This window comes from Candidatus Nitrospira bockiana (assembly GCF_965152565.1).
In genome coordinates, this window is the sequence record NZ_OZ224215.1 from 1,620,946 (window position 1) to 1,633,830 (window position 12,885).

The 12,885-nt window shown below is 63.3% G+C and carries 13 protein-coding genes and 1 pseudogene; 3 read left to right on the forward strand and 11 right to left on the reverse strand.

The annotated features are described in order from the left end of the window. The first annotated feature begins 90 nt into the window (after positions 1-90). Complete coding sequence (locus ACWHYV_RS08085) at positions 91-1,275, forward strand: IS256 family transposase (RefSeq protein ID WP_447977236.1); 1,185 nt, start codon at positions 91-93, stop codon at positions 1,273-1,275. Between the two features lie 250 nt (positions 1,276-1,525). Here the strand turns inward: ACWHYV_RS08085 and ACWHYV_RS08090 are convergent, their stop codons facing one another. The 9 genes and pseudogenes from ACWHYV_RS08090 to ACWHYV_RS08130 form a co-directional block, all read right to left on the reverse strand. Then, positions 1,526-2,746: a hypothetical protein gene (locus ACWHYV_RS08090; protein ID WP_447980138.1), complete on the reverse strand. Its 1,221-nt coding sequence runs from the start codon at positions 2,744-2,746 to the stop codon at positions 1,526-1,528. A 337-nt stretch (positions 2,747-3,083) separates the two neighbouring features. Next, positions 3,084-3,257 carry a type II toxin-antitoxin system VapC family toxin gene (locus ACWHYV_RS08095; protein ID WP_447980139.1) on the reverse strand — a complete coding sequence of 58 codons (174 nt, stop codon included), beginning with the start codon at positions 3,255-3,257 and terminating at the stop codon, positions 3,084-3,086. Positions 3,258-3,527: 270 nt separating this feature from the next. Continuing rightward, positions 3,528-3,746 carry an AbrB/MazE/SpoVT family DNA-binding domain-containing protein gene (locus ACWHYV_RS08100; protein WP_447980140.1) on the reverse strand — a complete coding sequence of 73 codons (219 nt, stop codon included), beginning with the start codon at positions 3,744-3,746 and terminating at the stop codon, positions 3,528-3,530. A 259-nt stretch (positions 3,747-4,005) separates the two neighbouring features. Further along, the gene (locus tag ACWHYV_RS08105; RefSeq protein WP_447980141.1) at positions 4,006-4,377 is read right to left on the reverse strand and encodes a VOC family protein; all 372 of its coding nucleotides are present in this window, start codon (positions 4,375-4,377) and stop codon (positions 4,006-4,008) included. A 177-nt stretch (positions 4,378-4,554) separates the two neighbouring features. Further along, positions 4,555-4,707 (reverse strand): annotated as a pseudogene (locus ACWHYV_RS08110) (AhpC/TSA family protein); the annotation flags it as partial. A 236-nt stretch (positions 4,708-4,943) separates the two neighbouring features. Then, the gene (locus ACWHYV_RS08115; protein WP_447980142.1) at positions 4,944-6,155 is read right to left on the reverse strand and encodes a hypothetical protein; all 1,212 of its coding nucleotides are present in this window, start codon (positions 6,153-6,155) and stop codon (positions 4,944-4,946) included. A 221-nt stretch (positions 6,156-6,376) separates the two neighbouring features. Beyond that, positions 6,377-7,063, reverse strand: coding sequence for a hypothetical protein (locus ACWHYV_RS08120; protein WP_447980143.1), 687 nt, complete (start codon positions 7,061-7,063; stop codon positions 6,377-6,379). 144 nt (positions 7,064-7,207) lie between these two features. After that, positions 7,208-8,188 carry a rhodanese-like domain-containing protein gene (locus ACWHYV_RS08125; protein WP_447980144.1) on the reverse strand — a complete coding sequence of 327 codons (981 nt, stop codon included), beginning with the start codon at positions 8,186-8,188 and terminating at the stop codon, positions 7,208-7,210. Between the two features lie 306 nt (positions 8,189-8,494). Then, complete coding sequence (locus ACWHYV_RS08130) at positions 8,495-9,448, reverse strand: aldo/keto reductase (protein ID WP_447980145.1); 954 nt, start codon at positions 9,446-9,448, stop codon at positions 8,495-8,497. 226 nt (positions 9,449-9,674) lie between these two features. Here ACWHYV_RS08130 and ACWHYV_RS08135 point away from each other — a divergent pair, with 226 nt between their 5' ends. Both ACWHYV_RS08135 and ACWHYV_RS08140 read left to right on the forward strand, forming a co-directional pair. Further along, positions 9,675-9,839 (forward strand): FmdB family zinc ribbon protein, encoded by a 165-nt coding sequence (locus ACWHYV_RS08135; protein WP_447980146.1) that lies wholly within the window; start codon positions 9,675-9,677, stop codon positions 9,837-9,839. 166 nt (positions 9,840-10,005) lie between these two features. Further along, complete coding sequence (locus tag ACWHYV_RS08140; protein ID WP_447980147.1) at positions 10,006-10,854, forward strand: hypothetical protein; 849 nt, start codon at positions 10,006-10,008, stop codon at positions 10,852-10,854. Positions 10,855-10,884: 30 nt separating this feature from the next. On the opposite strand, the gene ACWHYV_RS08145 is transcribed toward ACWHYV_RS08140, so the two are convergent. Together ACWHYV_RS08145 and ACWHYV_RS08150 are read right to left on the reverse strand one after the other, a co-directional pair. Beyond that, positions 10,885-11,298 (reverse strand): tetratricopeptide repeat protein, encoded by a 414-nt coding sequence (locus ACWHYV_RS08145; RefSeq protein WP_447980148.1) that lies wholly within the window; start codon positions 11,296-11,298, stop codon positions 10,885-10,887. Positions 11,299-11,428: 130 nt separating this feature from the next. After that, positions 11,429-12,883, reverse strand: a complete 1,455-nt coding sequence (locus tag ACWHYV_RS08150; protein WP_447980149.1) for an NADH-quinone oxidoreductase subunit N — start codon at positions 12,881-12,883, stop codon at positions 11,429-11,431. Between the last annotated feature and the right edge of the window lie 2 nt (positions 12,884-12,885).

Here is a 12,885-nt window from a genome sequence, read left to right on the forward strand (position 1 = left end):
GATGTAACGTTGTGTGTGTAAAAGAAGAAGGGTGTAAGCTGGGTCGCTGTCCAGGCAAACCCATTCTCCAACAACGGAGGGCTTACACCCATGAGCACGCTAGCACCGTGGACCGAGCAGTTTCAACATTTCATGAGCGACGTCCGCGAGCAGTTCTGGGGCGATCTGCATCGCCACACCCGGGAGGTGTGGCAACGCAGCCTGGAGCGACTCTCGGTCGAGGCGCGGGATCGGTATCTGGGGGTGCGGGAGTATGAGCGGGACGCGAGCCGGCCGGATTATCGCAACGGCTTCTATGAACGAGAGGTCGTGACGGTGTTCGGGACGCTCCGCGTCCGCGTGGCCCGGACGCGGCGACAGGCGTTCCTGCCGCGGGGGCTCCAGCGCCTGCAGCGGCGTGCGCCGGAGGTGACCCTGCTCATCCGCGAAGCGTTCTTACGCGGGATCAGCACGCGGCCCGCGGGGCGCCTCATCGCGTTGCTCACGGAGGAGCCGGTCAGTGCCCAAACGGTCTCGCGCCTCAGTCGGGCGTTGGACCACGCCGTGGCCCAGTTTCATCAGGCGCCCCTGACCGACGACTGGCGCTATCTGTTTCTGGACGGGGTGAGCCTGCGCGTCCGACGCCCCAGCGGCCGCAAGCGCGTCCAGCTGTTAGTCGCCTACGGCATCCGGGCCGATGGGACCCGGCAGTTGCTGGCGTTTACCCGGAGCCGGGGCGAGAGCCAAGCAGCGTGGGAGGGCTTATTGCAGGATCTCTACCGGCGCGGCCTGGAGGGCCGGCACCTGCAACTCGTCGTGACGGATGGCTGTCCGGGGTTAGCGGCCGCCGTGCAGACCGTCTACCCCAGGGTCCCGCATCAGCGGTGTTGGGTGCATAAGCTGCGCAACGTACTCGGGCGTGTCCGGCGCCGGGATCATGCGGCCGTCAAGGCCGCCGTGCAGGCGATCTATCAGGCCCCCAATCGGCGGGAGGCGGAGGCCGCCGCCCGCACGTTCGCTCGGCACTGGCAGGCCGCGTATCCGACCGTGGTCGCGCGGGTGCTGGCGGATCTGCCCGAGTTGTTGGCGTTCTTCAGTTGTCCTCCGCGACTGCGGCGCAAGCTGCGCACCACCAATGCCATCGAACGCTGCTTCGTGGAAGTGCGTCGGCGGACGCGCCCGATGGTCTGCTTTGTCAATGTCCAGAGTGTGGAGCGGATTATTTACTCGATCTTCAACCGGTTTAATTTGCAGTGGCGTCAGCACACCCTTCAGGAATTTACACAAGCGGCTTGACATCACCTCGGAAGAGGAAGAGGCTCAAGCCAGCGAAAAGGGGATCACCATCAAGAAACCAAACCCATTGTCGGATCGCATCAGGAGGATTGAGGCGCGGTGGCCGGGCCCGCAAGGAGCATCACTATCGTGCAGCCACGCGTATCAAACGACCCAGCGCGAAGCCGGTAGCGCATGACGGATTTGACCGTGTGCCGATAGGCAAATCATGGCGGGCGGGCAGGGGCGTTCGGGTTGCGGAGGATCGCGACTATCGGTCGTCCTCGAACGTCTGCGGAGGATGTACGCGCTGTTGCTGCTCTGGGGTGAGTATCTCCCGCGCTTTCAGATACCCGAGGGCCTTCACCTGAGTGATTCGGCTCCGAATCTGTTCAAGGCCTCGAACCGCCGTGGCGATCTTGTCCTCGGATACCGGCGTCTCGCCGTTGCGAAGGAGCCCCAGAAGCTCGAGCTCCGCCGCCTTCAGCTTCGCCTGCTCGATCAATACCGCTTTTCTCGTCTCGTTCTTCGCGGCCACCAAGGCCGCGACCTGCTCCGGCATGAGCCCGAGCCGATCGGTTTGGTCCAAGAAATAATCGAAGGCCGGGGCGGCTGCGGGGCCCCGAGACTCTCCATGTGCAGCGGGTGCATGGCGGTTCTGCTCCCTGTTCGCCGCATGGCGTTGACGGCTCTGTTTCAGCTCGGCCAGTTTCGTTCGCTGCTCCGCCGTCAACTGCGCATCGATCTGGTCGGCGACCGTAAACAGTGTATTGAAGAGCACCCCTTCCGTCTCACCGGTCTTCTGCATCTTGGCGCGGATGACCTCGGGGTCCGCGTCCAGCCGCATCACCAACTCGTCGGCCTCGACGCGGCTGAGGTCGATCTCCGTGCCCAGCCGTAGCACCTCGCGTCGCGCGCCTTCCAGCAACGACTGGATGGCTCGCGCCTGGGCCTCGCTCAAACGCAGGTCGTCGCGGTAGCCGTTGTAGACCCGTCCGATGCCCTCCAGGGACATCAAGCCGATTCTCGTGTTGAATCCTTGCGAGAGCCGAAACGCTATGGTCGGACGCGGGGCCTCATGAAGCTTGGCTTGCTGATCCGCGGTGAGGAGCCCGCGGAGACTGATCAGCGTGTCGATGAAGAGGTTGAGCTCGTCGGTCTCTATCCCTCCGGTCAGCGTATTGGCGATGCGGTACTCGTTGTCCTGCAACAGGCCGTGCCGGCGCTTCTCCTCCAGCTCCTGGAACATCCCGACCAGCACCGCCTCCTTCATCCACATGTCGGTCTTCATCCTCTGCACGAGACGGGCCATGGCCTCCTTCTGCTCCGCCGTCAGCCCCAGCGTGCGGCCTATGTGGGCATAGGATCCTGCGATCCGCTCGATGGCCCGGATCATCCGTGGGCCCGGCGTAAACTCCATGTCGGGCGACTGCGCCGCCGCGCTGCGCCACATGACACCGATCATCAGGACCGCCAACAACACTCGTTTCATCGGTGAGCTCCTTGATGACATCTGGACCTATTCATGAGGGAGGACACCATACGATGCCGGATGCCGTCAAGCGCCGAGATGACCGGGGAAAGGCCCATGAACTCGCAGGCGATCATACCGGCACCAATTCTTCGTCGCTGCGCAGGATGGGCTACGAACACCCAGCCTCCCGGCATCGGTACAGCGATCAGCTTCTCTGAGTACCGAGCCTACTGACTGCCGGTTTCAGCACCGAACAGCCGATTTGTTCTGGAGTTGCGCTGTACTGAGGAGAGGGGCCGCCGCGGATGACCGCATGCTTCGGATTAAAGAGCTCAACGCGCCTCGCAGATTTAGATTACGTCATTTCATCCACAATGAGGCATTCAATCTCTTTCACCCGGCGCAGACCTCGATCATTCCCATAAAAGCGTGTGGCCTTGCGGTTGATGGCCGTGGCCAGTTGAATCGCATCCGGAGTGCTGAGGCGATAGCGTGCACGAAGTTCGGCTGCTCCATCTGCCACATTCATTGTGACGGGAACCCCTCAATTCGAGGGTAGGTACTGGTGAGCGCAAAGATTCTCTGTGCGAGATCCTCCTTCTGTTCCCGATAGGGCTGGACCAGCAATTCCAGAAGCGTGACGGTCGATGTCACCGCGGGATTATGACCTCGTCGATCAGGTCGAACAAGGACGCGCACCATAATCCGTATCGGGGATGGTCTGCGAGAAAATAGATGAAGAGGTTGGTGTCAAGGCCGATGCGTTCGCCTTTGGCAGGAAGACCTGGCGTGGAGGCCTCTACCACGAGCGGCGCTCTCGCTTCAGGTAGCCCGACGGATACGTGCCCTTGGCAAGTCCGCGGAGCGTCCGAGCATACCGCTTGGGCTTGGGCATCACCAGCGTGATTTCATCCTTGACGACAATGAGCAACTCATCGCCGCCTTTTACGCCCATCGCTTGCCGAGCTTCTTTTGGAATGACAATCTGGTTTTTACTGCTGAGCCGCTGAACAGACATCACACCCTCCTTTTGGAGGCTTTACCTTAGCACTGAAAAGTAAAGCACCCAACCCAGTCCTCATGACGTTGAGGGAAGCCCCGAAAGCCAGAAGCCAGAGGCAAGAGGCGGAAGAGTTGATGATCGAGGACAGAGTGTCGGCTTCGTGCGGACCTTGCCCGGTCTGTCAGCACCGGCGTGACGGTGTGAGAGGCCATTCGGGGATGGGTTTGACGGCCATGGCCAATCCCTCCTTGCTCGGTCGGCAACTTCAGCGACCTTACCCCACCGTCAGCAGCTCGAGGATATGCCCGTTGGGGTCGCAAAAGTAGACGCCGCGTCCGCCACCGCGATGGTTGATGGTCATGTTGGTCCGATCATGCGGCTCGCTCCCGTATGGAATACCTTCCGCCTGAATTCGGCCGAAGATCGCGTCGAATTCCGCGTCGCTCACCTTGAACGCATAGTGATGGGTATCGATACGATCCACGTCGTCGTCGAAATCGAGCGTGAGCCTGTCGTTCACCCGGACCGGCGCGAAATAGCCGACATCCTGTTTGTCGAACGGCAGGCCAAAGATCCTCGCGAAGAACTGCGCCGACGCCACTTTGTCACGCGCCGGCACGATCGTGTGATTGAGCTCAATCGCCATGGGAAGCCTTATCGTCTCAACGTTAGGACCGATGAATCACTGGAGGGGAATCTATCCCGATGACTTGAAGACCTCCGCCATTGTCTTGCCATAGGGATAAAACAATTCCGTCCGCCTGCTGTCCCGTGCCCACGCGTCACGAAGCTCGGGTGTGGTGATATCCCAATCCGGACGGATTTGACGGCGGTCTTTCGGACAGTAATGACCGCGGGAGAGGACGAGAATCATGGGGTCGATGCCTTGAAGATCGGAGAGCTTCCGTCGACGTCCTGTGTGATCCGGAAGCTCATAATCTGGAAAGGGAGCCCCTATTTGTACGTCTGGTCTCATATATGCCTCCAGCTCCTCGATGCCGGTGCCCGCAGCCTGCCTATGACCCGACCTCAATCAACAGGGATACCGCCGTGGAGTGTGCTGGACACCGACTCATGATCCGTCGTGAACTCCTCGATGCCACTTCTCATGCGCGGGGACGATCTGTGATCGAGCTCAAGCGGCCCCGTGATGAGCGTTTCTGTGCCAGACGGGTGTGCCGGAGACGTGACGAATCCGACGATGGTGATGATTCATTTGGGCGCGGTGGCGGCATCTTGCGCCACGTGGCCCGTCATGGATTTCTCGGTGATGTTGTGTTCAATTTCCAATGCGATGACGCGGGCGAGTTGATCGGCCGAGAGCGCGCCCATCGGGAGCCCCTGGGTCTCTCGATAAAAAGGGTCATCCGGCGCCGCCGTCCGATAGACATTCACCAAAATACTGGCCGGTTGGATCTTGTGCTCGCGCGCTCCCACCGACACCGCTTTGTCTTGCGGAAGCACGCGCGTGCGCGTCGCCCAGTCCCGTTGCTCGATGTTCACAAACGCCACGTTCCAAATTTTTCCGTTCAACAGGCTTCTGACCGCCCGCGGGGTCTGGTCCATGAAAGACGGCTCCCGCACGATCTTCTGGAGCGCTTCCCGGACGCGAATGTCGTAGTGTTTCGTCGTCGAGTCGGGTTGAGCCGGCGGAAGCAGGGTGGTGGTTCCGACTTCATAGAACGGTCGGCCGTCCAGGCTCTTGTAGTCGTCGACTGTGGTGAGATAGGTGTCGAACAGTTGTTGAAGGACCTGGCTGCGCTCCTCTCCCGACATCTCGCGGATTTCTTTGTCGGTCCGGATCGGCGCATGCGCGACGTCTCGTGCGGCGGAGACCGTTGTGGGTTTCGGTGAGGTATCGGCTTTACTCACGACCCATTGAAACTCTCTGGCCAAGATCGGCGCCAGCCGATCGGGATGGCGCAAGTATCCTTTCTCCTCCAGCGACGAAGCGCTGATCAGCAGCTTGACCCGGCCCGCGTCTTTCGTTCGCGCCACCAAAAACGGAAACTCCTTCCCCTCTCGATTCACGACCGTCGGTTCGATGACGACGCTTTCGACGAGCTCTTTCTTCACCGCTTCATCGAAGCGCGGAAAGTCGCTCCGCCGTTGCATCATGAGCGTCAAGGCATCGACGACGGTTTGAGCCGCCGCTTCGGCCTGCCCCGCATCCAGGTTCGCGCCCTCCGCGTGCGGCCCGCGATCGAGGAAGACACGAAAGGAGGCCCCCGGGATCGGGTACCCGGAGCCCATCGGCGCACGATGGCTGTCCTCACTCGCGACACTGCCATGACCCCCATGACTCGCGTGTGCATACGGCGCCGGCAGCATGGAGGCTGCGAGGAGCCAGACGACTAAGGGTGTTCCGATAAGCCCGAGGCGACGGCCGTCTTGCTGCCGGCGGTCTTTCGTCAGATGTTCCATGTTCGCCTCCTTAGACGACTCAACGTCGCCAAAGAAAGTCTTGGAGCGCCGAGAAGAAACACCATTTGCGGGAGCAGGGTGAACAGTTCAGGAGCAGCGCTATCTTAACCAGCTTGCATCCCGCGTGATGTAGGCGGTCGTCCTACTCGGGCGCCGATCGCCCGTCTGTCACAGTTCGTGATCCGTCCACAAGCAAGCGACATCGTGCGGATGAATACCGGCTACGCGGTTGCGCGTGCGCATGGCCGGCCGGCGAGGGATGCAGACTGTTGGCTTGCGTGCCTCGGCATCATCAGGCGTCGTGCCTGAACAAGCGCGGTCAGATGCAGCATGATAAACAATGGGACGAAAAACGCGGGGACCAGCACGAGCGGCAATTGAGCCATCGGAGCAGTCGTGATGTCACCGGTCGCCATGGTCGACGCGATTGCACCTGTGCTCACCGCCACAACAAGGTCCAAGATCCCAAGGAGGTTCCAGATGACAAAGAGTCGCGTGGCTGCAAAGCCGGGCACACGGATGAGGGTCAGCATGATCCATGGCGCAGTGAGTCCGATGGCGATATCGCCAAGGCCTGCGGGCCACGCGAAGACACCGGGCAGCACCGCGTGCGTGGAGAGGGCGAGAAACCCCAGCCCGGCGAATCTCCACGCCTGGATTCCGGTCAGAAGCCGAAGGTCCAGGCTCAAAACGTACTCTCGGAAGGTATGGAACACCCGGAATGCGGCAAGGAAGACCAGAAGCGGCGTGGTGACGCTGACGAGGATCGGAAGCGGCCAAGCTCCCGGTGCTCCGGCAAAACTCCCGCGTGCACCGAGGAACAAGACAAGCGCGAGCCACAGCATCAGTGCAACGAAGACGAGCGCCGTGACCTGCGACCTGTTTTGAGTGGGTTTCGATGAAAGCATTGTCGGCCTCCATGGGTATGGAATCGCGAGCATACGGTCACGTATCTCAAACTTGACTTCTCTCCGCGAATTCTCAGGATGACTGGATCGAAGACCTCGCCCACTGCACGTCAAGCCACACCGGACGATCAAAACCGGGCTCAATCACCACACGAGTCGGATGCGCCGCGGAATGGGCCCGTCGTTCTCCACAACCCCATGCGCGGTCCGGAGCGGCGCCGCCTGTTGTGCCTGCCACGCATCGAGTCCACCGGCCAGGGGCCGGACTCGCGTGAATCCCAGCTTGTGGAGGCGCAGGGTGCCGTCCGCGCTCGCCGCATCTTCCGGGCAGCCACAATAGAGGATGAGCTCACGGTGTCGTGGGAGCTCACGATGGCGAGCCGCCAGCTCCTCCAGGGGCAGGTGGAGCGCGCCGGGGATGCCTGGCGCCGCAGCGACGGCGGCGTGCGGCCGCACGTCGATGAGGAGCGGAGGGTCCACCGTCCGGAGCATCTGTACCAGTTCTCCGGCGGTGATCCGAGGGACGCGACGAAGCTGGCGCCGGCGGTGGATGGCTTTGAAGGAGACATAGCCGCCCAGCGCAATGATGCCGGCCGCCATCACCACCGGCGTCACCTGGTCCGCATAGACCACCGCCTGCTCGATCTGATCACTGAAGACATAGCCGAGGCCGATGCTCGAGCCGGCCCAGACTACCGCCCCAAGCGTGTCATAGAGCAGGAAAAGAGGAATCCCCAACCCCACGATGCCGGCAAGGGGCGGGGCGATCGTGCTCAGGCCCGGAACGAACTTCGCCAGGACCAGCGAGTGCGGGCCATGCTTGACGAAGAACTGCTCGGTCTTCCGCACGCAGGAATCCGGCTCGAGCGCAATGCGGCAGAGCCACCCGAGAACCCGGCGACCGCGCCGTCGCCCCAGCTCGAACCAGATCCAGTCCGCCGCCAGCGCCGCCCCGACGGTGACCCCGATCGCCGTCCAGAGGCTCATATGCCCGGTCCCCGCCAGGGCGCCGGCGGCGATCAGTACGGGGATGGCCGGGAGCGGCAGCCCGATCTGCTCGACGAATACGACGGCAAAGAGGACCACGGTCCCATACTGCGTCAAGAAAAGAAGTGCGTCGTTCATGGCGTTCCCGTCGGCCTTGAGAGGACCCTGTCTCCGTACGGTCCGATCGTGGCCATCTCCATGGCATAGATCGTTCCAGGAACGCCGGGAAGCAGCGGTCGTTCGAACTCATGGCAAGGGCGTTGGATTTTGACGGCCCGCGGGTGCACGAGCGAGAGCAGAGGCGGGGAGTGACGAGCCCGGCAGGCGACGGCTCGTCACATGCCGAAATCTCGGCGTGCGCAGCTCACTGCAAGCGGGTGGATCGAGTGAGGGCCGGCAAGCGATCAGTCGGGCAGGGACGATCAGCGCAAGGACACGGAAGGCTCAAACCGCGTCTTTCAGGAGCGCATCGATCTCGGCCAGCTCGGCGGGTGAGAGTTGCCAGCTCGCGGCAGCCGCGTTGATCCTCACTTGCTCAGGCGAGGTGGCTCCGGCGATCACCGAGGCGACGCTCGGGCGCACGAGCAGCCAGGAGACGGCGAGATCGACCAGGCTGTGGCCACGAGTCGCCGCACACTCAAGGAGCGACTCGACCAGCTCGAGATTGCGGTCGTTGAGGCTGTCCGCATAGCGGCCGCCGGGGGCCAGTCGGCTCCCAGCGGGTGCCGGCCGCCCACGCCGATACTTCCCGGTGAGCAGGCCGCTCGCCAAGGGGAAGTAGGGGAGGAAGGCCAATCCCAGGCGCTCGCACTCCGGCAGCACGTCCCGCTCCGGGTCTCGGTGTAACAGACTGTACTCGTTCTGCACGCTGACGAATCGGGCGGCGCCCGGGCGAACCGCCGCCTCCGCCTCGCGGATCTGATCGGCCGAAAAATTGGAGCACCCGATCTCGCGCACCTTCCCGGCACGGACGAGGTCGTCCAAGGCGCCGAGCGTCTCGGCGATCGGGACTGCGGGATCGGGCTGGTGGAGCTGATAGAGATCGATCCGGTCCGTGCTCAGGCGGCGGAGGCTGTCCTCCGCGGCCTGCCGAACGTACTCGGGCCGCGCCCCTCGGCGCCGATCGTCGATCGCCATGCCGAACTTCGTGGCGATGACGACGTCGTCACGGCGCTTGCCGAGCGCCCGGCCGAGGAACACTTCGCTCTTGGTCTCACCGTAGATATCCGCCGTATCGAAGAACGTGATGCCGGCGTCGAGTGCGGCGTGCACTACCGCCGTCGTCGCCTGCTCGTCGAGCTTCCTGCCGAAATTGTTACAGCCCAGGCCGACGATGGAGACGTCGAGGGATCCGATTCGTCGCGTGTCCAGGGTGCGTGGCTTGCCCGCTATCGCCATGGCTCTCCTCCGGTTCCAGAGACTACCCGTGCTCCGTGTACTCTACCATCCTCCGTGGCGGGAAGGGGGAGAGGAGCGCGGGGTCTCGGCCTGCAGTCACGAAGCCACCTGCCGGAGGCCGGCGGGCGGAGTACCTAATACATCCTTCGGTCTTGCCGACGCCCGGGCGGCGGCACTACTCTTCTCGGTAGTCTCCAATCCCTCTTCGGAGTGAGGAGGTGCCGCCATGCCGACGTATGAGTACAAATGCCTGGACTGCGGCAAGGAATCAGAGGTGAGCTTGACGCTGAGGGACCATGAGAAGGGCGTCGTGAGCTGCCCCTCGTGCCATAGTCACCGCATGGAGCAGTTGATCAGCAGCGTGATGGCCAAGACCAGCCGAAAGAGCTGACGGCCGTGGAGGTTAGCGCTGAGCCGGTCGGGCCGTCCCCGTTCCCTGTGTCATCGTCACGGCTTGTTCCGGTTTTTGAAAGGGCGTATAAGAAGAGCGTGTCAATCCGGTCGCAGCCCCGCTGAGGAGGCGAAGGATTCCGCGAGGCACCGAATGGGAGGACGCTATGGTTGCCGAACGAGTGTCCGCGCGCGTGCTGATCGCGTTGCTCTTCGTGGCGGTCGGCGGATGCGCCCACGTCGAAGACGGTAGCCGATCCACCTTGGCGCCGCCTACCGTCGCTACCTTCTATGCCAGGGACTATGGGTTCCAAGGCCCCGATGTCCTTCCTGCCGGCCTCACCGTCATTCGGATTCAGAACCAGGGGCAGGAGCCGCATCAGGTGCAATTGCTGAAGCTGGCGAACGGCAAGCGTTCCGACGATGTGCTGTCGGCGCTTCACCTGAGCTTCGTCCAGATTCCCGGGTGGGCCAAGCAGATGGGAGGACCGAACGGTGTGAGTGCCGGAGGGGAGGCGGAAGCCGCCGTGTATCTGGAGCCCGGCTCCTATGCCGTGGTGTGTCTGATTCCCGACCGGCAGGGCCGGCCGCACGTCGCGCTCGGGATGCAGAAGCCGTTACACGTGGTCGACCGGGCCGCTCCGGCCCCGACTCTGACTGGGAACTATCATTTGGTGCTGACGGACTTCGAGTTGACCGTCCTCGAAGAGATGGTCGCCGGGACTCATACCTTCCATGTCGTCAACCGTGGGAAGCAGCCGCACACGGTGAGCGTCGTTCGCTTTGATGGGGACGCGTCGAACGCGGATGTGATTGCCGCGTTCCAGCCCGATGCACGACGTGCGCTCCCGGGTCGGTTGGTCGGAGGCGTGAGCGGGTTGGAGCCGGGGGCCGAAGCGCTCTTCACCGTGACCTTGCCGCCCGGCCGCTATGGCATGATCTGCTTGTTCCCGAACCCCAGCAGCCCGCTGTCCCATGCCGCGAAAGGCATGGCGATGAATTTCACCATCGAATAGCGCGAAGCGCGTCGCGAAGATTTTGCGGAGTCAAGGCGCGGCGTCTGCGTAGGTCTTGGCCTCAGCCAACGCGTCCAATTCCTGCTGAATCGCGACGACCGCCGGATGGTCCGCTCCCCATACCTTCGCTCGAATGTCCCACGCGCGTTGGAAGGCCGCCCGAGCCAAGTCGTCCTTTCCCAGGCTTCGATAGACCTCCCCGAGATGCAGGAGCGTCCCCGCGAGCGCCAGGCCCTCGGGGCCCAACGTCTGTTCCCGGATGCGCAAGGCTCGTTCGAAGAGCGGCTGCGCCAGCACGGCGTTGCCGGACTCGAAGTAGAAGACGGCCGTCCGTTCCAACTGAATCGCCGTCCGGGGATCCTCGGAGCCGTCCGATGCGGCGATCGCATGAGTGGTGGGCGCGAAGAGAAAAAGGGCGAGGATGAATCCGGCCGAGTGCTTCATGGCAGATGGCATGAGCAAGGCCGATACCGAACGCCGGCCACGAAAAAACAAGAAGTTCGGCAGGTCGGCACGCTGAAAGCGAGCGATCCCGCACACCGCGCACTGAGCGGTTGTTGCGTGCCGGCCGGCCTCAGGCCAGCGCGCCCACCCAGGCCCTGATGAGTTGAATCGTCGGGTCCGGATAGACGCCGATGGCGACGAGAAGGATGGTCAGCGCGGCGAGTGAGAGCACACCCGCCCAGGTCCCGCCACGGCCGACCATGGCTCCCTGTACCCGACCGGGCGCCGGTTCGGCCGCCATCGCGACGATCACCCGCAGGTAATAGAAGACCCCGATCACGCTGTTGACGATGAGGAGGACGAGCAAGGCCCAGAGGCCGGCCTCGGCGCCGGCCGCGATCACATAGAATTTCGCCAGAAAGCCGCCGGTGAGCGGCATTCCGGCGAGCGCGAGCAGCATGATCATCAAGCACCCGCTGAGCCAAGGACGCTGCCAGAAGAGCCCCGTGTACCGGTCGAGGGCGTCCGCATCGTCCCCGGGAATCGAGAGGAACGTCACGACCCCGAAGGCCCCGAGTGACATGATCACGTAGACGACGAGGTAGAACGTGACCGCTTCGACCGCGAGCGGTCCGGCGGCCAGGAGGGCTACGAGCAGGTAGCCGAGATGGGCGATCGAGGAATAGGCCAGCAGCCGTTTGACGTTGGGCTGAAGCAGGGCCAGGAGGTTGCCGGCGAACATGGAGAGCACGGCGATCGCACTCAGGAGCAGCCACAGCGGCCGATAGCGGAGCGCATCCAGCAGGATCACGTACCGGAGCAGCACGGCGAAAATCGCCCCTTTCGACACCGTCGCGACGAACGCCGTCACCGGCGCCGGCGCCCCCTCGTACACGTCGGGGGTCCACAGATGGAACGGTACGACCGCGAGCTTGAAGCCCAGCGCCGTGAAGATCATCGCCATCCCGACGAAGAAGACGGCGGAGTGCACCTGCCCCGTGCCGAGCGCCTGGGCCAGGCCGGCGAACTCCATCGTTCCGGCCTCGAAATAGAGCAGGGCCATGCCGAAGAGCAGAAACGCCGACGAGGCCGCCGACAGGATCAGGTACTTGACCGCGGCTTCGATCGGCCGTCGATACGTGCGGGTATAGCCGATCAGCGAATAGAGCGAGACGCCGATGAGCTCCAGTCCGAGGAAGAGCGTGACGAAGTGGGCCGCGGCCACGAGCACGACCGCGCCGAGACCGGCCAGGAGGAGCAAGACGTAGAACTCTTCGACCTGCTCCCGCGGCTCGGGCTGCCGGGTGAGGTAGCCGTAGGCCAAGGCGGTGACCGTCGCCGTGCCGATGAGGATCAAGCCCATGAACAACAACCCGTACCGGTCGATCATCAGCAGCGGCGTCACCTGCCGGGGTGTGGCGGTGGAGGCGACGGGCAGGGTGAGCAGGGCCAGGACACACCCGAGGACGGACAGCGCGGCCGCAAGGGCGTGGCGCCGCACGAACGCGATCAGGACCATGGCGATCACCGCCATGCCGGCGAGCAGCACGATGGGGAGCAGGGCGATGAAATCGGCGGCCGTCATGG